Consider the following 19,835-nt stretch of genomic DNA (forward strand, 5'->3'; position numbering starts at 1 on the left):
ATCTGGATGCAGGTTTTATTTATAAACCTGAATGGATTGTAGTTAATTAAATACGGTGCATGGTGTACCAATGTCGGCCGGCGAAGAACAACAAATTATAAAGCAGTATCAGCCGCTTATTCGTGCCTTAATTCCTTATGAGCAAGATAATCGCTTATTGGAAGGTATTAATAAATTTTCAAAGCGGCTCCCAGGCAATATCCGCAAAATCATTAAAGAGGAAGTCGTTAGGCTTACGTCTTTAACTGATGCATCTGCGGACAATTCTGCGTTCGCAAAATTCCCTGTCATGAAGTTTAAACATTTTGGCATCCCCATGCGTTTAGACAAAGTGGGCGCTAAAATCCTTCAAAATGAAACTGCTTTATATCAAGAACGATATACCGTAGGTGTGTTTGAGTCGGTGATGAACTCCGATTTTTATCAAACACAGATTAAGCGCGATCAATTCAAAAAAATTGTTGAAGCATTTAATGTAGAAAGCCAGTCATTTACTGATATAGATTTTGGTAACGACATTGCTGTAAGGCCCAACTTCACTGTGTCTTCCGTGGATTTTGAAAAGGGTAGGCATTGCACTGTAAGCTCACTTTCTTTTACCGGTATTGCTGTAGAAACAAAACGACCGCCTAACGTAACCACCGGTGATATTGTTACCTTCGTTATACCGGAAGTAATGGGCTTAACCACCGAACCGACTGAAATTACCTACGAACTCGATGCCATTAAGTACAATAAGCACTTGGGTAAGTACGAGTCATTTTTTACGATTTCATCAGAAACCGATCTTAGTCTGCTTAATAATTTGAAGCGCTACATTAAAGGCACGTCGTATAAACAGCCTTTGCAGCGAGACTTAGAAATTGAAAGGGCCATGCAAGACCTCGAACGCGACCGTATTTTAGAAAACAGCCCCTGGTTGCCAGTTTTTCTTTCTGCCCATCAAAAATCGCTTAAGCCAATTATTGCGCTCTATACTAAAGCGAATGTGGACAACAACAATTCAGAAAAGCTACTAGCGAGTCTGCAAGACAAATCGCATTTTGAAAATTTGGTTCAAGAATTAAATAAGTACAATGAAGCTTTTATCTTTCATGGTGTGATTAAAACCAAAAGCGGTCAAATTACTATTACTGCAACCCATCGCCAACTTGTAGAACTTGGGCAACTCAATGCTATCGTTTATCTACTGGTTAAAAGTGGGGAGTTTACTTGCACGCAGTGCCGCTTAGAAGAAGTAAACCGAGAAGACAAAGTAAAAGCATTCGCTATTCATGACATCCCTAGCAAAGAATTTGAACATCTTGCTGCGTTAAGCCATGTAATGTACTGCCGAGATATTTCTATGTACCTTACTAATTTAACCCTTAGCGAGAAGTGTGATTTCAAGCCCTTATCGAAAACGCTGCGGGCTTCGGGCGAAAACTGGTCCATCGATTTCGTGATGGAAGATGATCTTGATAGGCGGTCTGAGACCCGGTATATCATCGATAAAGTAGCCATGATAAAAGTAGGGCTGCTATCTTCAATTAATGTGCGTGTTGCCGATTTATCTGCCAGTGGTATGAAGTTAATGGTTGCCCCAGGCACTGAGCTGCAAAGCGAAGTACGGGTATCGGTACCAGATCTTAAAATTAAAAATGAGAGATATAAGGTTGTTCACTATGACGCTGCGTCAGGCGTTGTGCGCCTATGCTTAGAAGATGTAAAAAAATCTAAAGCTGGGGCAAATGTTGATGCCATGGTTGAAGAAAATACCGCGTATTTCAAAATTAGAGACATTGCGCGTATTCAACGCTCAACCCATCGATTTATTTGGGAGCTAGCCGTACGCCATATGCCTTCGCTTTCTGTGCTTTGCGTAATGAACAGGCATATTCTGGATAGACTTAAAACCGTATATCAAAGCGATTCATCTGACGACTTATACCCATTTTCTCGTACCGCAAACATTATTCCATTACATGGCTTTTTTGCCGATAAAGCGGTAGCTAAGCCTAAATCGATGATGCTTGAAGCCATGTTTAAAGGCGATGTTGAAAACAATCTTGTGGTGCATTGTGTACGTAAAAGCGACAATCGCTTGGTATACATAAAAGAAAGCGATTTTCTTTATTCTAAATTACGCTCGCAAATTCAGAATCAGCTAGAAGAAGAAAAAGTGCAGGTGAGTGCCACTAATGTAACGGCTATTCGTTGTTATGGCGCCACGACACCGCTTACCAAGAAGCGTTTAGCACAGCTGTCTAAACTTGATAAGGCAATGTACGACAAATTAGAAACCATGCAAGCTGGCTATACACACTGTATTTTTGTGACTAATATGTCTGCATTGCATCACGACTTGGTTATGGCCAAATTAATTGCAAAGCAAGAGCGCCCTTTATCAGAAGATGAAGCCACCGCCTAACGCTAAGTAAGCATAACTAAAACCTTGGGTTTTGGTGTTATCTCTTGCTGCATTTTGCTATTCTTTATTAATTACGTACAAGAAGGGTTTGGTCTTGAAAGGGATCCTCACAATACTCGCCATTTTGGTATTACTGACATTTGCATTTGTCATTGGCACACAAAACGAAGCCTATATCACCGTTAACTATCTTATTGCTCAAGCTAACATGCGGGTTTCCACCCTTATTGCTATTGCGCTTTCTTTGGGTGTGTTAATAGGGATACTTATTATGTCAGCAAGCTGGTTGCGTTTACGCGTACAGTTGTTGTCGGCTAACTCAAAAATCAATAGCCTGAAAAAAGAACACTAATATGCTCGAACTGCTGTTTTTACTTTTGCCTGTTGCAGCAGGTTACGGATGGATTATGGGCCGTAACAGTGTTCGCCAAGCACAACGTAAACAGTCTAGTATTCTTTCTAAGCATTATTATAAAGGCTTAAACTTCCTCCTTTCCGATCAACCAGATAAAGCGGTAGACACCTTAATCAAAATGATTAATGTGAACAGCGATACGGTTGAAACTCACATTGCGATGGGCAGCTTCTTTCGCCACCGCGGCGAAATAGACAGAGCCATAAAGGTTCACCAAAACCTAGTAAGCCGAGACGAGCTGCAACCTACGCAACGTGAAAGCGCGTTAAAAGAACTTGGCCATGATTACACTCATGCTGGTTTCTTAGAACGGGCTGAAAACGCTTTTCTTCAATTGCTTAATAGCGACAAGCACTATTTAGTGGCGCAAACCCAGCTATTTAGTATTTACCAAACCACCAAAGAGTGGGACAGAGCCATTGAGCTTGCCGAGCGCATGGTGGAATGCCATGGCGACAACGATGATGTGTGCGAACGCTTAGCGCATTTTTATTGTGAACATGCGGTAGCGAAGCTTAAAGACGATGATCAAGGCACTGCGTTGTCCTTGCTTCAAAAGGCCGTTAATGCCGATGAGCATGCAGTAAGACCGTGGTTAATGCTTGGACAGCTTGCACTTCAACAACAACGTTACAGCGACGCACGGGCTTATTTTGTGCAAGTGGCAGAGCGTGACATTAATTGGTTCAGTGAAGCGGTTCCCAGTTTAGAAAAAATTGCGGAAGAAACCGGAGACTGGGATAGTTTCGCTGAAAGCTTAGAAGCCCATTGGCAAGAATGTGCAACCTCGTACCTTGCCATGGTTGATGTATTGTTGAAAAAAGGCGATACCACGCAAGCGGCGGATTATCTATTAGAACAACTACGTAAACGCCCAACCATGCGTGGCTTCAAAACCTTAATGGGGTTGTATATCGACCAGTTAGACGATAAGACCTCAGCAGAGAGCTTACGTATATTAAAAGAATTAGTAGAAAAGCAAATGTTGCAACGCCCTAAATACCGCTGCCATAGCTGCGGGTTTTCAGGGCGTAAACTCTACTGGCTATGTCCTTCATGTAAAAAATGGGGCGTAGTAAAACCAATAAAAGGGCTAGACGGAGAATAACTTCACCATGCAAGAACCTCGCGTTATTGTTGCACTCGACTATGACAACCAAGAACAAGCACTTTCGTTTGTAGACCAATTAGATCCCAGCCTGTGTAAAGTTAAAGTGGGCAAAGAAATGTTCACCTTATTTGGCCCTGAGTTTGTAAAATCTTTAGTGGCGAAAGGCTTCGACGTTTTTCTTGATTTGAAATTTCATGATATCCCCAATACTGTAGGTAAAGCGTGTAAGGCAGCCGCTGAACTTGGCGTATGGATGGTAAACGTGCACGCCAGCGGTGGACTTCCAATGATGCAGGCAGCTAAAGAAGGCATTGCGCAAAGTAGCCGTCCTGAAACCAAATTAATCGCGGTTACTGTACTTACCAGTATGGATCAATCGCAGCTAAGCGGCGTGATTGATAATGTAACGCCAGAGCAACAAGTGTTGCGCCTAGCATCGTTAACTGCCCAAGCGGGTTTAGATGGTGTGGTGTGTTCTGCTAAAGAAGCCGCGATGCTACGTGATGAAATTGGCGAAGACTTTTTGTTGGTAACTCCTGGCATACGTCCTAAGGGGAGTGATGCGGGCGATCAAAAGCGTGTAATGACGCCACCAGAAGCAATCGACAGTGGCGTAAGTTACTTAGTGATGGGAAGACCTATTACGCAAGCTAGCGACCCTATGGATGTGTTAAAGCAGGTAAACGCCTCTATTAGCTAGTTGCCGACTAGCTACCTCCAAAAAAACAAATACATATAAAAAAACGCCCAGTAGTGACGCATTCAATATGCTAACCACTTACTGGGCGTTTTTATTTGCTAGCACTTAATAAGTACTAGCAAGCCAAACATTTACTTATACGTACTTACGCGTTAAGTGCTTCTTGTGCAGGTGTGTAAGTTAAACCTAACTTTTCACCTAATGCGTCAACCACTGCTTTATAAGTTACTTTGCCTTCATGAACGTTAAGACCGTTCAATAAATGCTTATCTTCAAGCATGGCTTTAGCAGGGCCTTTATTCGCTAATGCTAAACCAAACGGAAGCGTTGCATTGTTAAGGGCCATTGTTGAAGTACGTGCAACACCACCTGGCATATTCGCAACACAGTAATGCACTACGTCGTCGATGATGTATACAGGGTCTTGGTGTGTAGTGGCTTTAGAGGTTTCAAAACAACCACCTTGGTCGATAGCAACATCAACCAACACAGAGCCTGGCTTCATGGCTGCTATTTGTTCGCGGTTAAGAAGCTTAGGAGCTGCTGCGCCAGGAATAAGTACGGCGCCAACAACAAGATCAGCTTTTGAAGAATAATGTTCAATAGCATCAACCGTTGAGTAAACCGTTTTAACTTGGCCATTAAAAATGTCATCTAACTGACGAAGGCGAGGAAGTGAACGGTCTAGAATAGTAACGTCAGCGCCTAGGCCTAATGCCATTTTAGCTGCTTGCGTTCCTACAACACCGCCACCAATAATAAGGACTTTACCCGGTGCTACGCCAGGAACGCCGCCTAGAAGGGTGCCGCTGCCGCCATGTGCTTTTTCTAAATAATGTGCACCGGCTTGAACTGACATACGGCCAGCCACTTCGCTCATTGGGGCTAATAATGGCAAGCCACCACGGTCGTCGGTTACGGTTTCGTAAGCGATACAGGTTGCGCCAGAAGCAATAAGAAGCTCTGTTTGCGTAGGATCAGGGGCTAAATGAAGGTAAGTGTAAAGGGTTTGGCCTTTACGAAGCATTTTACATTCATTTGTTTGTGGCTCTTTCACTTTAATAATCATTTCTGCTTCAGCAAAAACTTGCTCAGCAGTAGATGCGATAGAAGCACCAGCTTCAACGTACATTTCATCGGTAAAACCAATTGCATCACCGGCTAGCGTCTCAACTAACACTGAATGACCATGACTGGTAAATTCTTTCACTGCCGCAGGCGTTAAGCCAACGCGATATTCATGGTTCTTAATTTCTTTTGGTACACCGATTAACATAACTTTTCCTCTAATTGATTAGCCCAGTGGCTCACTTGCCGATTATTATTTGATTCAGTATACGTGAGATAAAAACGAACTATGTGCTGAAAAAATATGAGTTGCAGCATATAATCTGGCTTTGTGTCATTTAGCCGGAATAAAATATGCTGGTAAAAACCCCAAAACACCTTGACCGAATAGACAGGAATATACTGATTTCGCTACAAAAAAACGGGCGCATATCAAACGTGGAATTGGCTAAAGACGTGGGCTTGAGCCCCAGTCCTTGTTTAGAGCGAGTTAAGCGCTTAGAGAGCCAAGGCTATATAAAAGGCTACCATGCCGTGGTTGATCCAGAAAAACTGGGCGCTGCCATGCTCGTTTTTGTAGAAATCACATTAACGAAGACGTCAGTAGATATCTTCGCAGAATTTTCTGCGGCAGTTAGGCTCCATGACGATATACAAGAGTGCCATCTTGTGTCAGGGGATTTTGACTTCTTACTTAAAGCTCGGGTTGCAGACATGTCGAGTTACCGTAGATTATTGGGCGACACCTTACTGCGCCTTCCAGGTGTGAGTGAGTCACGAACCTATGTAGTTATGGAAGAAGTGAAAAGCACAACATCACTTCGGATTAATTTGAAGTAATGAAAGCATGGCTCAATTATGGGCATTTGTGATAGGCTGTGCAAAAATACAGTGGTTATTGTTAGTGTGAATTTCGCCCTCAACAGTGGGTGTAAGTAAACCGATTTGTAATACACCTTATTAATAAATTACTTATTGAAAACATTACGATAATATTGGCACTGCATTTGTATTCTTCTTTATCGATAGAATTATCACAACATCGAAACATCAATTTAGTTTAATAAGTGACTTAGGGTTATGACGCAATTAACAGGGATTCAGCGAATTTGGGAAGCCGGCATGATAATAGCCTGTGTCTTCGCCTTTTTCTTATTGCTGGCATTAGTATCTTTTCATCCGGGCGACCCTGGCTGGAGCCAAGCCGGCTTGCAATTAGACGTACATAACTGGGTAGGGTCTACCGGCGCGTGGAGTGCCGATTTATTACTTTTCTCTTTTGGCTTTTTAGCTTACTTACTGCCTTTTGGTGCCGCCTTTTTAGGCTGGTTCTTATTCCAGCACATAAAAGCCTTGGAAGAGTTCGATTACCTCACAATCGGTTTACGTATTATTGGTGGTTTATTGATGGCACTGGGTGCTACGGGAATTGCCAGTATAAATTTTGACGACATATACAACTTTTCTGCCGGCGGCTTTGTTGGCGATGTTATTAGTTCAGCCCTTGTGCCGTACTTTAATACCGCAGGCACTATTTTATTGCTTTTGTGTTTCTTCTGTACCGGCTTTACCTTACTAACCGGTATTAGCTGGTTAAGTATTGTAGACAGACTTGGTGAAATGACGCTTTGGTTTGGGCGCAAATGTGTCTCTTTACCCCAACAGGCACTTGCGCTCGATATGCCAAGGCTTGCGCTTCCTTCTCGTAGTGCAAAGTCTGAAAATGATGAATTAGACATAACCAGCATGCGTGCAGAGCCCGCAGAAACACCTGAACCTGTCTATACGCCGCCACCTCAGGCAGAGCGTAGTGAACCTTCATTTGGTGTTCCTGATGATGTGTTTGATGATGACGATGTTCCGCCTTTTGAAACAAAGCGCCACACACCTGATAATGCTGATAGCGAAAGCAAACCTAAATCGAGTTTTTCTTTATCAGGAATGCGTGAAGTGGTACGCAATAAAGTAAAAGAAGCCAAGCCTTCTAGTAATGACGAAGCTGCAGTTAATCGTCAAGATACTCAGTCGCAGTCTGATGAAATGATTGAGCCAACCTTCGATATATCGCAAACCGATACGTTAGATGAAGCGCAAGCGACTGAGGCACTACACACTGCTGAGCCTGTTAATGCAGAGCCATTAGACGCGCAACCTGCTCCTGAATCAGCACCAGCACCAGCACCACAGCCAGCGCCTAAGCCAGTACATCAACCCTTTACACCCGTGGCGATGGGTGCAAAATCCATTACTCGTCATGAAGGGGAGGGGAGCGAACCTATTACGGCTATGCCTTCGTTCGACTTGCTTGAGCGCGCAGATAAACACGAAAACCCTCTTACTCAGGAAGAGATTGACGGTATTTCAAGGTTAGTTGAAGAGAAACTGGCCGACTTTAATATTGAAGCCACGGTAGTGGGTGTTTATCCCGGCCCTGTAATCACGCGTTTCGAGCTAGATTTAGCACCAGGGGTGAAGGTAAGCAAAATTACGGGGTTATCTAAAGATTTGGCACGCGCCATGTCGGCCATATCGGTGCGTGTAGTGGAAGTTATTCCGGGTAAATCTGTTATAGGCCTTGAGCTTCCAAACAAAAAGCGTGAAATGGTGCGTTTAAGTGAAGTGATTGGCGGCGATGCTTTCCAGCGTAATAGCTCACCGCTTACCATGGTGTTAGGTGCGGATATTTCCGGTAAGCCTGTCATAGTAGATTTGGCTAAAATGCCTCACTTGTTAGTAGCGGGTACAACTGGTTCGGGTAAATCGGTTGGGGTTAACGTTATGATCTTAAGCTTGCTGTATAAGAGCACGCCAGAAGATGTACGTATGATCATGATAGACCCGAAAATGCTTGAACTATCGGTATATGAAGGCATTCCGCATCTGCTTGCCGAAGTGGTAACCGACATGAAAGAAGCGGCTAACGCCCTTCGTTGGTGTGTAGGTGAGATGGAGCGACGTTATCGCTTGATGAGTGCCTTAGGGGTAAGAAACCTAAAAGGTTACAACGCAAAAGTGGAAGAAGCGATTGCCGCTGGTACGCCTATTCAAGATCCGTTGTGGAAGAGTGAAGAAAGCATGGAGCCCCATGCGCCTGATTTAGAAAAGCTGCCTGCTATTGTGGTTGTGGTAGATGAATTCGCCGACATGATGATGATTGTAGGCAAAAAGGTGGAAGAGCTTATTGCTCGTATTGCGCAAAAAGCCCGAGCAGCTGGTATTCACTTAGTTTTGGCTACACAGCGACCTTCGGTAGATGTTATTACCGGCCTGATTAAAGCGAATATTCCAACGCGTATAGCATTCCAAGTTTCCAGTAAAATTGATTCTCGTACCATTTTAGACCAGCAAGGTGCTGAAGCACTGCTAGGTATGGGTGATATGTTGTACTTGCCACCAGGCAGCCCAGTACCTACACGTGTGCACGGCGCATTTGTAGACGACCATGAAGTTCATGCCGTTGTAGCAGATTGGAAGCGTCGTGGTGCGCCTAAATATATTGATGAGATATTAAATGGCGAAGCGTCCGCCGAGGTACTTTTACCCGGTGAACAAGCGGAAGGTGAAGATCAAGAATTTGATGCATTTTATGATGAAGCCGTGGCCTTTGTTACCGAAACAAGAAGGGCAAGTGTCTCTAGTGTGCAACGCAAATTCAGAATTGGTTACAATCGCGCCGCACGATTAGTGGAACAAATGGAATCTAGTGGCGTCGTAAGTGCACAGGGTCACAACGGTAACCGCGAAGTATTAGCTCCGCCAGCGCCTAAGGATTAAAAAGAATGAACAAAGTAGTACTTATTATGATGGCAATGGCGCTAACGGCGCCGTTAAGCTTATCTGCAATGCCAGTAGAGGCAATTAATGATGTCAGTGGTGGGGCCGAAGTGGTGGTTGAATCTGCTACAAAGCCTGAATTTACCTCTCACAGTGCTGAAGAAATTTCAGAAGCCAATGATGCGAATGTACTGTTAAAAAAACGCCTACATGGATTACAGCAATACCAAGCTGCTTTTACCCAAACGGTAACGGATGCCCAAGGTAATATTGTGCATGAAGCGCAAGGTACCCTAACCATGATGCGCCCCAATAAGCTTCGTTGGGAAACCACCTTTCCTGATGAAACCTTGCTGATTGCCGATGGTGAAGCGGTTTGGAATATTGATACCTTTGTTGAACAGGTGACTATTATTTCGCAAGACCAAGCGATTAAAGACAACCCTATTGTGTTATTAACGGCTAACGACGATGAAACTTGGAATAGCTTTGTGATCAGTAAGCTTGATGACGCGAAGGCCAGTTCAACGTTAGAGCAATACCAAATTGTGCCTAAATCGGCAGATGGCCAAATAAAGTCACTGACTTTAGGTTTCAACAGCGACGGCATACTGTCGACTCTTGATATGCTTGATGCACAAGACCAAACCAGTGCGTTAGTCTTTAGCGAGCAAGACTTAGATTTTGCTATTGATACGGCTAAAAATAACCTGTTTTCTGTAGATGTGCCGCAAAGCTATATTATTGATGATCAGCGATAGCCGATAATTGATGATCAATAAAAGCAAAGATTCGATGATCAATAACAGCAAAGCGCCATTTGAGCCTTTCGCGCCACTAGCAGCTAAAATGCGGCCGGTGACTATAGATGAGTATGCCGGCCAGTCGCACCTATTAGGCCCCAACAAACCGCTACGTAAAATGTTAGAAGCAGGCCATTGCCATTCTATGATTTTATGGGGCCCACCAGGTACGGGTAAAACGACGTTAGCCGAGCTTATTGCCACCTATACCAATGCTTCGGTTATTCGCATTTCAGCGGTAACCTCTGGTGTTAAAGATATTCGTGCTGCAATGGATACCGCAAAAGAAAACTCTCGCTATAACCAACGTACTTTGCTGTTTGTGGACGAAGTACATAGGTTCAACAAAAGTCAGCAAGATGCATTTTTACCCTTTGTAGAATCTGGCACCGTCACTTTTATTGGTGCCACCACTGAAAACCCTTCTTTTGAATTAAATAATGCATTGCTTTCTCGTGTTCGGGTTTACGTACTTAAAGCGTTAGAACAAGACGCGCTGGCTGAATTAATGCAACGCGCGTTAACTGATGAAGAAAAAGGATTAGGTTTACGCCAATTAAGCATTGAGGAAGATGCGAGTAACGCCTTATTAGGGTTGTGCGGCGGTGATGGTCGAAGATTACTAACGTATTTAGAGCTGGCAGCCGACTTTACCGAGAACAGTGTTATTTCTATTGCCGATATTGAACAAGCCGTAGGCGAAAAAATTGCCAGCTACGACAATAAAGGTGATACATTTTATGACCTGATTTCGGCGTTTCATAAGTCGGTACGGGGTTCAGACCCTGATGCTGCATTATATTGGTACGCTCGTATATTAGACGGTGGTGGTGACGCGCTGTATGTCGCTAGGCGATTATTGGCCATTGCTTCTGAAGATATAGGCAATGCCGACCCTAGAGCCATGCAGTTAAGCATAAACGCCTGGGATACCTTTCATCGCGTAGGGCCTGCTGAAGGTGAACGTGCAATAGCGCAAGCTGCTGTTTATTGTGCCTTAGCGGCAAAGAGTAATGCTGTTTATATGGCATTTAGCCAGGCTAAAGCATTAGCAAGACAAACATCAGATGCGCCTGTGCCCATGCATTTACGTAATGCCTCCACCGAATTAATGAAAGACTTAGGTCATGGTGATGGCTACCGGTATGCGCATAATGAACCTAATGCTTTTGCCGCAGGTGAGGTTTACTTGCCCGATAGCATTGCAGGCACTCGTTTGTACGAACCTAACGAGCGCGGTTTAGAAAAAGCGCTTAAAGCAAAACGTGACTATTTAGACAAGCTTAATGAACACGCGCAACATGCGCGTAATAATCAAAAACGGTGAATATTGTGCCTCAAGGCGTTATTTTATACTGCTATATTGCAGCGGGCGGGGCATTTGGGGCTTGCTTGCGTTATTTTTGCACCACAACCATAGATTCTTGGTTTGGAAAAAGTATGCCCTTTGGTACACTAGCGGTGAACGTTGTAGGCTCATTTGCTTTAGTTACCTTATACGGCTTTATTGAGCGCAACGAATTAACCGACTCTCCCTACCGTGCATTAATTGGGGTAGGGTTGTTGGGCGCGTTTACTACATTTTCAACATTCTCTGTGGAAACGCTCACATTAATAGAAAACGAGCTGTGGCTAAAAGCCATTGCTAACATATTTCTTAACGTTGGCGCTTGCTTATTAGCAGGTTGGCTGGCTATTGAACTCATGAAAGGATAAGTAGGAACACATGTTAGATCCAAAGTGTTTACGAGGCGATATAGAAGAAACTGCCAAGCGTTTGGCTGCCCGTGGTTATAACCTCGATGTAGCAACATTTAACTCGCTAGAAGAAAAAAGAAAAACACTTCAGTCCAAAACACAGGATCTGCAGAACGAACGTAATGTTCGAAGTAAGTCCATTGGTAAAGCAAAGTCACAAGGCGAAGATATTGCGCCTTTGTTGGCAGAAGTGGGCAAATTAGGCGATGACTTAGATGCGGCTAAAGCTGAACTAACGGTATTGCTTGATGAAATCACGGCCTTTACCCAAGGCATTCCTAACTTACCGCATGAGTCGGTACCTGAAGGTAAAGACGAAGACGACAACGTGGAGATTTCACGTTGGGGTGAGCCACGCGCTTTCGATTTTGACGTGAAAGATCACGTTGATATTGGTGAAGGGCTAAATAATAGCTTAGATTTTGCTACGGCAACTAAATTAACAGGCAGTCGCTTTGTAGTGATGCGCCGTGAGATGGCTCGCTTAAACCGTGCTATTGCCCAGTTCATGTTGGATGTTCACACCAGTGAACATGGTTACGATGAAATGTACGTACCGTTTTTGGTAAACGCCGACAGCCTTTATGGTACAGGGCAATTACCTAAATTCGGTGAAGACTTATTTCATACTCAACCAGCAACAGAAGAAGGCCAAGGGCTTTCACTTATTCCAACGGCAGAAGTGCCGTTAACGAATATTGCTCGTGATGAAATTCTAGACGAGAAATCGCTACCGATTAAAATGACTGCGCATACTCCTTGTTTTCGTTCAGAAGCAGGCTCGTATGGCCGTGATACCCGTGGTTTGATTCGTCAGCATCAGTTCGACAAAGTTGAGCTTGTGCAGCTAGTGAAGCCTGAAGACAGCTTCGATGCGTTAGAGGAACTTACTCAGCACGCAGAAACTATTTTACAGAAGCTTGAATTGCCATACCGTAAAGTGTTGCTTTGTACTGGTGACATGGGCTTTGGCGCATGTAAAACCTACGACTTAGAAGTATGGTTGCCAGCGCAAAATACCTATCGTGAAATTTCATCATGTTCAAACATGGTAGATTTTCAGGCCAGACGTATGCAAGCCCGCTTCAGAAACCCAGAAACGAACAAGCCTGAGTTGCTTCATACATTGAATGGTTCTGGTTTAGCGGTTGGCCGCACGTTGGTGGCTATTTTAGAAAACTACCAACAAGCCGACGGAAGTGTAACGGTACCTAAAGCCCTGGTACCTTATATGAATGGTGTAGAAGTGATAAAGGCTTAAGCCTTTAAGGCATTCGCTTTGAGGCATGTGCTTTAAGGCATGTACTTTAAAAGCTAGAGCCGCAATCTACATTTCATATTTAATGACTATTTTAAGCTCGTAGATGTTCTATCTGCGAGCTTATTTGTATGTGGGATATAAATAGCTAAAGGCAAATGGCTTTGTTCTTGGGGTTTACCGTTTAGCACTTGTTAATTAAAGCGAAAATCGCTGCCTAAGAAAGCGCGCTACACCGTCTTCATTATGATGTCCAATCACTTCACTGGCTGCGTTTTTGATAACAGTCTTAGCATTGTCGGGGGCGTAACATTCATTAGCCAATTCAAACATGCTTAAATCGTTGTCGCTGTCGCCAAAACAGATAACATTGGTAGCACCCAGTTGTTGTTTCAAGTTCATGACCGCACTACCTTTACTGGCTGCACGGTGATGAATATCCATCCAGCTAAAAGAATTTCCCTCTATTGCGGGCCCTGAATACGCAATAAGGTTTTCAACGTCGTTAATGGTTTTCCACATATTTCTAACTGTTGTATTGTCGCCAATCATACTGATGTTGGTTATTTTAGCGGAAAGAGAAAGTTGGCTTATCGAGCGAAGTATTGCGTTCGTCTTTATAAAATATTTGTCTAGTAAATTTTGTTCTATTGGGTGTTTTGCCGTGGGGTGATAAACAACATGAGACGTGCCATCAATAACGTTAACAAAAGGAGTGATATCATTTTGGTGCGCAAGATGAATAATGAATTCAAGCTCATTAGTATTGACTAGGTTTTCGAGGGTTAATGCATTGGCGGTTGGGTCCCATATAGCTACACCGTTATTATAAATATGGGGCAGCAGAAAGTTATCTTCTGCAATAATGCTGTTAGCGGATAGCATGGTTCTGCCCGTCGCTACTGTATATGCAATGCCGTTCTGTTTCAGAAGGGCTAAGGTCTCACGGGTATAGTTTGAAATTTGCGATTCGCTATTTAACAGCGTCCCGTCTAAATCGAAGAAGATAAGATCCATGTGTTGCTCCTCGTTAACCTTAATAAGTGCCTAAGCGTTTGCGCTAGCGTAAACCGGTTTTACCAGCACTTTTTACAAGCACTTTGCAGGCTTCGGTAACCCAGCAAGTTTAGTGGCTTGCTTGGCTGGGCCTTTAGGGAACAAACGTTGTAAATAACGGCTATTACCTTTCTCTGGCCCATATTTAGCTGCCATCGCTTTCACTAGCGCACGAATAGCAGGGCTAGTTTCAAACTCTTCATAAAAGTTGCGGACAAAGCGAATAACTTCCCAATGGGGCTCACTAAGGCTAATGTTTTCGTTTGCTGCTAGCGTTGGCACCATGTCTTCATTCCACAAGGTGTGATCAAGCAGATAGCCTGCTTTGTCAGTAGGGATGGTAGTGCCGTTAAATTCAAAATGAAACTGTTCTTGGGTCATTAATAACGCTCTGTAGTTGACGCATAAGGTTTTGTAAGTGCTTCTATTAGCGCACCTACAAGAGCACAACTGGATAAAAAGTATCAGTCAGTGCTACAAATTCATCCATCGATATTGGTGTGACAGATTCCGTATTGTCTTCGCTACTTGCTTCATGGGCAGGCGCTTGACTCGCCTTATGGAATAGCCCACGCAGGGCCATATCATCTTGTAGGGCAAATAGGCTTGTTGCACTGTGCATAGCTTCACCGGCATTTATTGTGTTCGATAAACTGCTCAACAGACTGTGATCGGTCTGTTGGCTATTAGTCTGTTGGGTGTAATACACACCGTCGTCGACTAGAACAACTGCGTTGGCAGAATCTGCACTTATAGACGCCTGTTGAAGGGTTTTAACCGCTACAGCACTTAGCGGGTAAGATTTTACAATAAAGAGCATTAGAAGGTCACCACATGGTCTACACGCGCACACAGTGCTAACTTTTCATCAATTGATAACAGTGAAGCATCTAGTTGCGCTATTGACTCATGTTTTTGGTTAGCTAGAGGCGACTGCCTTAAACTTTCTTCGCAAACGTAACATTCTTCAATATCGAAAAAGGGCAGGGAGCCTAACCGTTTGCTGTGGTTTTTTGTTCCGCGAACAGATTCAGTTTTAGTAAGTTGCAATACACCTTGTTGTTCGAACAGCACAATGATCTCATGGCCATAATTGGTAGCAGCGAGTGCAAAGTCTAGCCCATCTTGGCTGGTGCTAGATTGATAAGGGGCTTGAGTAAATCGAATTAATAAAGTAGCCATTAAAACTGTACCACCTTATCGCAGTCATGAAGCGCGGTAAAAAATTCACCTAAACCTGCCTGTTCAAAACCCTCTGCCACATTAGCACCTGATACCCCGGCGCTAGCAGCTTCCTGCGCACCTATTACGCCTCGTTTAACCGCGGCAGTAATACAAAGGAGTAGGGTAACGCTATGGTCGTTTTTAAGCGCTTGCCACGCACCCAATGGATAAAATTCATCACCCACCTCTACCATGAAGCCATTAGCATGATGCACACCTTGGCCATAGAAGAAGACGTTATTAACAGTATGCCCCTGTGCAATAGCACTATTGATAAAGGAAACCGCACGTTGTGCGTGTTGACCTTCATATGGGGAGCTTGTTACTAAAATCGAATAATGTGCCATGACTCTACAATATGCTTAATGATTAATTGAATGATAAATCTAAAGTTTATTCTAGTAATAGAAACTGCGCCGTAGAAACAAAAACACCCCAGTTACGGGGTGTCTTCTTTAACGTTTGCGTTGAATTTAGTCGTCGCCGCCAAATGCACCTAGAAGGTGAAGCATAGACGTGAACAAGTTATAAATGTTCAAGTACAAAGAAACCGTTGCGCGAATGTAATTTGTTTCGCCACCGTTGATGATACGGCTTGTATCAAACAAGATGAAACCAGACATAATAAATACGATAGCTGCGCTAATGGCCAAGCTTACCGCAGGTACTGCGAAAAACATATTCGCAATGGCCGCTACAATCACAACAACTAAACCTACAACCAAGAAGCCGCCCATAAACGAGAAATCTTTTTTGGTAGTAAGTGCATAACCAGAAAGGGCGAAGAATACTAACGCAGTAGCACCTAACGCTTTCATAATTAAGCCTGGGCCTGCTACACCTAAATAGAAGTTAAGCGTGTAACCTAATGAAGCACCCATTAAACCGGTGAACAAAAATACCCAATAAATACCTGAAGCTGATTCAGCTTTTTTTTGTACAACAAATAAAGTAATGAATGCACCAATAGTCATGACTAATGACATGATAGGAGGTATACCTACTGCCATGGCAACACCAGCACAAACCGCACTGAACGCTAGTGTCATCGCAAGCAGCATATAGGTGTTGCGCAAAACCTTGTTCGTTTGCAACACTGATGGTTGAGATGCACTTGAATACATCGAACGTTGATCCATTGTTTCCTCCAAAAGGACTTTGTCTTTAACCAAAACGGTAAACTAACTATTAGTATATGTTGTATGGGTTTTAGTTCCCATTTTCAAGTAGTTTCAAATGAAAATAGTGTTAGTAAGTATGAATTACGTGTCAACAGCGCAATTAGCGCACTAATTGTTTGAAATGCCATCACTTAACTTATTTTTTTTAATTTTTACTTTACAGTCATAAAAATATCATTAAGATACGCAGCACTTGGAGAGGTGGCAGAGCTCGGTTTAATGCACCTGACTTGAAATCAGGCGAAGGGTCAAACCTTCCGGGGGTTCGAATCCCTCCCTCTCCGCCAAGTTCTAGAAACCCGCACACTGTTGCGGGTTTTTTTATGCCTGCAATTTTATGCCTGTAACAAATTACCTGATTTTATCTTCTATTCGATGTATGTTTTGCATTCAGTCTCTTATTTAAAAAAATACTTTTAAAAGCCTAGTGCTAGTTTAAGGATGAATTTATGAAGCGCTTTTTAGCTATGTTACCCATTGTCTTGTTGGCAGGTTGTAATTCAGATAACGACGATGGCGTTGTTTGTACCACTGAAGTTATTCCAGGCATCGCTATTACCGTTATTGATGATGTAACTGAAGCACCTATTTCTTGTGGCGCCACTGCCTTACTTCAAGAGTCGAGCTATGAGGAAGAGCTAACCAACCCAGAATCCTCTGATTGCGATTCTACTACGATGTTGTTAGGCGCAGTTGAGCGACAAGGCTTTTACAACATTACCGTACAAAAAGAAGGGTACGAATACTGGTATGCCTACGATGTAGAAGTGACCGAGGGGCTTTGCCACGTTGAACAAGTTGAAGTGGAAGCAAGATTAATCCCTTTATAAGGTGCTGAAAATAACTTCCTACACAAAATGTGAAGTTTTGCAGATTTACATACTTTGGTTATTCGGTAAATGGCGAAAAACAAGTGCTTTTTACACGAAATACGGCCTTTGTCATACATTTTGTTTATCTATTCGCCAGTTGGCACACTTTATTTAGATTTGCACTTTACACGCCGAAAAATATCATTAAGATACGCAGCACTTGGAGAGGTGGCAGAGCTCGGTTTAATGCACCTGACTTGAAATCAGGCGAAGGGTCAAACCTTCCGGGGGTTCGAATCCCTCCCTCTCCGCCAAGTTCTGAAAACCCGCACACTGTTGCGGGTTTTTTTATGCATAAAATAAATGCGAAATCAGCTTACGTGTAAGACCACAGTCGCATTGTTACACGCTATTAACAGGTATAGCCTTGCCATTCTTCCAGCAATCGTAAGGTGTAAAGTGTCTCAAGAAAGCGATTCTTATCAAAAACTTCACAAGCCAAGTAGTACGTTTCAATCTAGAGAAGATTATCTCAATCACGAGTTACAAATTATTGCGCCAAAGCGCTGGCGACTGAACCTTCCTGGTAGAGACTACCGATTAGAGTGGGAAGACTGTGTGCCTGGCATGGCGGCAACAATAGGCAAAATTGTAATGGTTGCGGCTGTTGTCGGGGCGTTTGCTGCGCCGTTAGGGTTATCACCTGAATTCGTTGTAGAAAACGTTCGGTTTGAGCTGCTTATTGCTGCGGTGCTTTTTGTTGTGTTGATATCCGGTTTTTTCAATCCTTCAGCGAACTTAGCGGGTACCCATGGCCCTTTACTTCCTCTCGTCCCTCTGATGGTTGCATCGGGCGGTCATCCTATGGCGTTAGGGCTGTTAATTGGCTTTTTTGGCTTTTTGTTGGGGATAACCAAGGGCGGTAGTGTACTAGCAAAACTAACCAGTAATGGGGTTTGTGGCGGCCTTTTACTGTATTTAGGATTCATTGGTATAACTGGGCAAGTGAAAAAGCTGTTTGCCTGGGCAGAGAGTTTCGACATGGCTTATTTAGCCTTTGTGGTTATTGTTGCCACCATTTTAATGTATGCATGGTTGGAGCATATTCAAAAGCGTTGGTTGGCTATTCCTTTAGGCGCAGTCATGGCAGCGGTAATTGCTTTTGCCCTAGGCGCGCCATTTGAATTTACTACCTCGCCTGGTATGCCAAATTTAAACCCAGCCTATTGGTGGGGTGAAAATACAGGTTGGCAATTGGGGTTACCTAATTGGTCTCATTTTATTGCGGTACTGCCATTTGCTGTATTAGCGGTGTCTATGTGGTCTCCGGATTTTCTTGGTCATCAGGTTTTCCAGAAATTGAGCTATCCGAAGAATAGTGACAAAGCGCACATGAATATCGACGATACCATGATTGCAGCATCTAGCCGCCAAGCGGTGGGAAGTTTACTTGGCGGTGGCAACATTGCTTCATCGTGGGGAACCTACATAATACCAGCGTCAATTGCGCGTAGACCTATTCCGGGTGGTGCAATAGTAACTGGCATATTGTGTGTAGTTGCTGCCATTTGGGGTTACCCAATGGACCTTGCTATTTGGCCTCCCGTGTTATGTGTTGCATTAATAGTGGGTGTGTTTTTACCGTTGATGGAAGCCGGTATGCAAATGACGCGAGAAGGAAAAACAACACAATCTGCAGCACTAGTGGTTATTTCATCAGTACTGGTTAACCCTGTGTTTGGTTGGTCTTTCACTATGCTTCTCGATAACTTAGGGTTAGTGGGTTGTAAGGAAAGAGCAGGGGAGCTTGGTAAAGCCGGCCGTTGGCTGATCCCTGGTATCACTTTTATTGTGCTTTGTACGGTAATGGCCTTAATTGGTATGTTCCCTGGCGTACCCGCGATTATGGAGACATTTAGATTGTAGGTGCTTTGCGCGATTACTTTGAAAGACTAAAGTGTGTGCCACAGATTTATCGCGCATGCTTTTTAGCGAAAAAGTGAGCTTTTATTCGTGTTGTTCGGCTTTTTGTTTATCAAATAGACACTTGATTGATTTTATTGAAATTAGCACTTTACAGAGAAAATTAAATCATTAAGATACGCAGCACTTGGAGAGGTGGCAGAGCTCGGTTTAATGCACCTGACTTGAAATCAGGCGAAGGGTCAAACCTTCCGGGGGTTCGAATCCCTCCCTCTCCGCCAAGTTTTGAAAACCCGCACATTGTTGCGGGTTTTTTTATGCCTGAAATAAAGTGTATTAGCA

At 43.5% G+C, this 19,835-nt stretch carries 19 protein-coding genes and 3 tRNA genes; 15 read left to right on the forward strand and 7 right to left on the reverse strand.

Annotation, left to right across the window (positions count from 1 at the left end; all coding sequences use genetic code 11):
* Nucleotides 1-70 precede the first annotated feature (70 nt).
* The 4 genes from ALT761_RS09415 to pyrF all read left to right on the forward strand — a co-directional run bounded on the left by ALT761_RS09415 (nt 71) and on the right by pyrF (nt 4,636).
* Entirely contained in the window at nt 71-2,410 is a 2,340-nt protein-coding gene (locus ALT761_RS09415) for a PilZ domain-containing protein (protein WP_129738242.1), read from the forward strand.
* A 94-nt stretch (nt 2,411-2,504) separates the two neighbouring features.
* Complete coding sequence (locus tag ALT761_RS09420; protein ID WP_129738244.1) at nt 2,505-2,762, forward strand: LapA family protein; 258 nt, start codon at nt 2,505-2,507, stop codon at nt 2,760-2,762.
* Nucleotide 2,763: 1 nt separating this feature from the next.
* Complete coding sequence (gene lapB, locus ALT761_RS09425) at nt 2,764-3,933, forward strand: lipopolysaccharide assembly protein LapB (protein WP_013784164.1); 1,170 nt, start codon at nt 2,764-2,766, stop codon at nt 3,931-3,933.
* Between the two features lie 7 nt (nt 3,934-3,940).
* Entirely contained in the window at nt 3,941-4,636 is a 696-nt protein-coding gene (pyrF, locus tag ALT761_RS09430; RefSeq protein ID WP_129738246.1) for an orotidine-5'-phosphate decarboxylase, read from the forward strand.
* A gap of 145 nt (nt 4,637-4,781) precedes the next feature.
* Here the strand turns inward: pyrF and ald are convergent, their stop codons facing one another.
* Nucleotides 4,782-5,912, reverse strand: a complete 1,131-nt coding sequence (gene ald, locus ALT761_RS09435) for an alanine dehydrogenase (protein WP_013784162.1) — start codon at nt 5,910-5,912, stop codon at nt 4,782-4,784.
* Between the two features lie 146 nt (nt 5,913-6,058).
* Here ald and lrp point away from each other — a divergent pair, with 146 nt between their 5' ends.
* From lrp to serS, 6 genes are all read left to right on the forward strand, one after another.
* Nucleotides 6,059-6,544, forward strand: coding sequence for a leucine-responsive transcriptional regulator Lrp (lrp, locus tag ALT761_RS09440; RefSeq protein ID WP_013784161.1), 486 nt, complete (start codon nt 6,059-6,061; stop codon nt 6,542-6,544).
* Between the two features lie 240 nt (nt 6,545-6,784).
* Nucleotides 6,785-9,478 carry a DNA translocase FtsK gene (locus ALT761_RS20915; protein ID WP_129738248.1) on the forward strand — a complete coding sequence of 898 codons (2,694 nt, stop codon included), beginning with the start codon at nt 6,785-6,787 and terminating at the stop codon, nt 9,476-9,478.
* A gap of 5 nt (nt 9,479-9,483) precedes the next feature.
* Entirely contained in the window at nt 9,484-10,239 is a 756-nt protein-coding gene (gene lolA, locus ALT761_RS09450) for an outer membrane lipoprotein chaperone LolA (protein WP_129738250.1), read from the forward strand.
* A 34-nt stretch (nt 10,240-10,273) separates the two neighbouring features.
* Nucleotides 10,274-11,608 carry a replication-associated recombination protein A gene (locus ALT761_RS09455; RefSeq protein WP_129738252.1) on the forward strand — a complete coding sequence of 445 codons (1,335 nt, stop codon included), beginning with the start codon at nt 10,274-10,276 and terminating at the stop codon, nt 11,606-11,608.
* A 5-nt stretch (nt 11,609-11,613) separates the two neighbouring features.
* Nucleotides 11,614-11,997 carry a fluoride efflux transporter CrcB gene (gene crcB / locus ALT761_RS09460; protein ID WP_129738254.1) on the forward strand — a complete coding sequence of 128 codons (384 nt, stop codon included), beginning with the start codon at nt 11,614-11,616 and terminating at the stop codon, nt 11,995-11,997.
* 10 nt (nt 11,998-12,007) lie between these two features.
* Complete coding sequence (serS, locus tag ALT761_RS09465) at nt 12,008-13,300, forward strand: serine--tRNA ligase (protein ID WP_129738256.1); 1,293 nt, start codon at nt 12,008-12,010, stop codon at nt 13,298-13,300.
* Between the two features lie 195 nt (nt 13,301-13,495).
* On the opposite strand, the gene ALT761_RS09470 is transcribed toward serS, so the two are convergent.
* From ALT761_RS09470 to ALT761_RS09495, 6 genes are all read right to left on the reverse strand, one after another.
* Nucleotides 13,496-14,314, reverse strand: a complete 819-nt coding sequence (locus ALT761_RS09470; protein ID WP_129738258.1) for an HAD family hydrolase — start codon at nt 14,312-14,314, stop codon at nt 13,496-13,498.
* Nucleotides 14,315-14,386: 72 nt separating this feature from the next.
* Nucleotides 14,387-14,734, reverse strand: a complete 348-nt coding sequence (locus tag ALT761_RS09475; protein ID WP_126873205.1) for a TusE/DsrC/DsvC family sulfur relay protein — start codon at nt 14,732-14,734, stop codon at nt 14,387-14,389.
* A 55-nt stretch (nt 14,735-14,789) separates the two neighbouring features.
* Entirely contained in the window at nt 14,790-15,173 is a 384-nt protein-coding gene (locus ALT761_RS09480; RefSeq protein WP_129738260.1) for a DsrH/TusB family sulfur metabolism protein, read from the reverse strand.
* The gene (locus ALT761_RS09485; protein ID WP_129738262.1) at nt 15,173-15,535 is read right to left on the reverse strand and encodes a DsrE family protein; all 363 of its coding nucleotides are present in this window, start codon (nt 15,533-15,535) and stop codon (nt 15,173-15,175) included. The genes ALT761_RS09480 and ALT761_RS09485 overlap by 1 nt, the downstream gene beginning before the upstream one ends.
* Nucleotides 15,535-15,924 carry a sulfurtransferase complex subunit TusD gene (gene tusD, locus ALT761_RS09490; protein WP_129738264.1) on the reverse strand — a complete coding sequence of 130 codons (390 nt, stop codon included), beginning with the start codon at nt 15,922-15,924 and terminating at the stop codon, nt 15,535-15,537. Before tusD ends, ALT761_RS09485 begins: the two co-directional genes overlap by 1 nt.
* Nucleotides 15,925-16,050: 126 nt before the next feature.
* A complete protein-coding gene (locus ALT761_RS09495) occupies nt 16,051-16,716 on the reverse strand; it encodes a Bax inhibitor-1/YccA family protein (protein WP_129738266.1) in 666 nt (221 codons plus the stop codon).
* A gap of 237 nt (nt 16,717-16,953) precedes the next feature.
* On the opposite strand from ALT761_RS09495, the gene ALT761_RS09500 reads away from it, so the two are divergent.
* From ALT761_RS09500 to ALT761_RS09520, 5 genes are all read left to right on the forward strand, one after another.
* A tRNA-Ser gene (locus tag ALT761_RS09500) sits at nt 16,954-17,045 on the forward strand.
* Nucleotides 17,046-17,207: 162 nt separating this feature from the next.
* Nucleotides 17,208-17,588 (forward strand): hypothetical protein, encoded by a 381-nt coding sequence (locus ALT761_RS09505; protein ID WP_129738268.1) that lies wholly within the window; start codon nt 17,208-17,210, stop codon nt 17,586-17,588.
* Between the two features lie 204 nt (nt 17,589-17,792).
* A tRNA-Ser gene (locus ALT761_RS09510) sits at nt 17,793-17,884 on the forward strand.
* A gap of 145 nt (nt 17,885-18,029) precedes the next feature.
* Nucleotides 18,030-19,496 (forward strand): DUF3360 family protein, encoded by a 1,467-nt coding sequence (locus tag ALT761_RS09515; protein WP_129738270.1) that lies wholly within the window; start codon nt 18,030-18,032, stop codon nt 19,494-19,496.
* 186 nt (nt 19,497-19,682) lie between these two features.
* Nucleotides 19,683-19,774: transfer RNA gene (locus ALT761_RS09520), tRNA-Ser, on the forward strand.
* Nucleotides 19,775-19,835 lie beyond the last annotated feature (61 nt).

Origin of the sequence: Alteromonas sp. 76-1 (assembly GCF_900654235.1) — a bacterium.
In the GTDB taxonomy this organism is placed as follows: Bacteria; Pseudomonadota; Gammaproteobacteria; order Enterobacterales; family Alteromonadaceae; genus Alteromonas; species Alteromonas naphthalenivorans.

What these genes read in the sequence shown, in the direction of transcription:
- ALT761_RS09415 (WP_129738242.1), top strand. Translation starts at nt 71, where the DNA reads ATGTCGGCCGGCGAAGAACAACAAATTATAAAGCAGTATCAGCCGCTT.
- lapB (WP_013784164.1), top strand. Translation starts at nt 2,764, where the DNA reads ATGCTCGAACTGCTGTTTTTACTTTTGCCTGTTGCAGCAGGTTACGGA.
- pyrF (WP_129738246.1), top strand. Translation starts at nt 3,941, where the DNA reads ATGCAAGAACCTCGCGTTATTGTTGCACTCGACTATGACAACCAAGAA.
- ald (WP_013784162.1), bottom strand. Translation starts at nt 5,912, where the DNA reads ATGTTAATCGGTGTACCAAAAGAAATTAAGAACCATGAATATCGCGTT.
- lrp (WP_013784161.1), top strand. Translation starts at nt 6,059, where the DNA reads ATGCTGGTAAAAACCCCAAAACACCTTGACCGAATAGACAGGAATATA.
- ALT761_RS20915 (WP_129738248.1), top strand. Translation starts at nt 6,785, where the DNA reads ATGACGCAATTAACAGGGATTCAGCGAATTTGGGAAGCCGGCATGATA.
- lolA (WP_129738250.1), top strand. Translation starts at nt 9,484, where the DNA reads ATGAACAAAGTAGTACTTATTATGATGGCAATGGCGCTAACGGCGCCG.
- ALT761_RS09455 (WP_129738252.1), top strand. Translation starts at nt 10,274, where the DNA reads ATGATCAATAACAGCAAAGCGCCATTTGAGCCTTTCGCGCCACTAGCA.
- serS (WP_129738256.1), top strand. Translation starts at nt 12,008, where the DNA reads ATGTTAGATCCAAAGTGTTTACGAGGCGATATAGAAGAAACTGCCAAG.
- ALT761_RS09470 (WP_129738258.1), bottom strand. Translation starts at nt 14,314, where the DNA reads ATGGATCTTATCTTCTTCGATTTAGACGGGACGCTGTTAAATAGCGAA.
- ALT761_RS09475 (WP_126873205.1), bottom strand. Translation starts at nt 14,734, where the DNA reads ATGACCCAAGAACAGTTTCATTTTGAATTTAACGGCACTACCATCCCT.
- ALT761_RS09480 (WP_129738260.1), bottom strand. Translation starts at nt 15,173, where the DNA reads ATGCTCTTTATTGTAAAATCTTACCCGCTAAGTGCTGTAGCGGTTAAA.
- ALT761_RS09485 (WP_129738262.1), bottom strand. Translation starts at nt 15,535, where the DNA reads ATGGCTACTTTATTAATTCGATTTACTCAAGCCCCTTATCAATCTAGC.
- tusD (WP_129738264.1), bottom strand. Translation starts at nt 15,924, where the DNA reads ATGGCACATTATTCGATTTTAGTAACAAGCTCCCCATATGAAGGTCAA.
- ALT761_RS09495 (WP_129738266.1), bottom strand. Translation starts at nt 16,716, where the DNA reads ATGGATCAACGTTCGATGTATTCAAGTGCATCTCAACCATCAGTGTTG.
- ALT761_RS09505 (WP_129738268.1), top strand. Translation starts at nt 17,208, where the DNA reads ATGAAGCGCTTTTTAGCTATGTTACCCATTGTCTTGTTGGCAGGTTGT.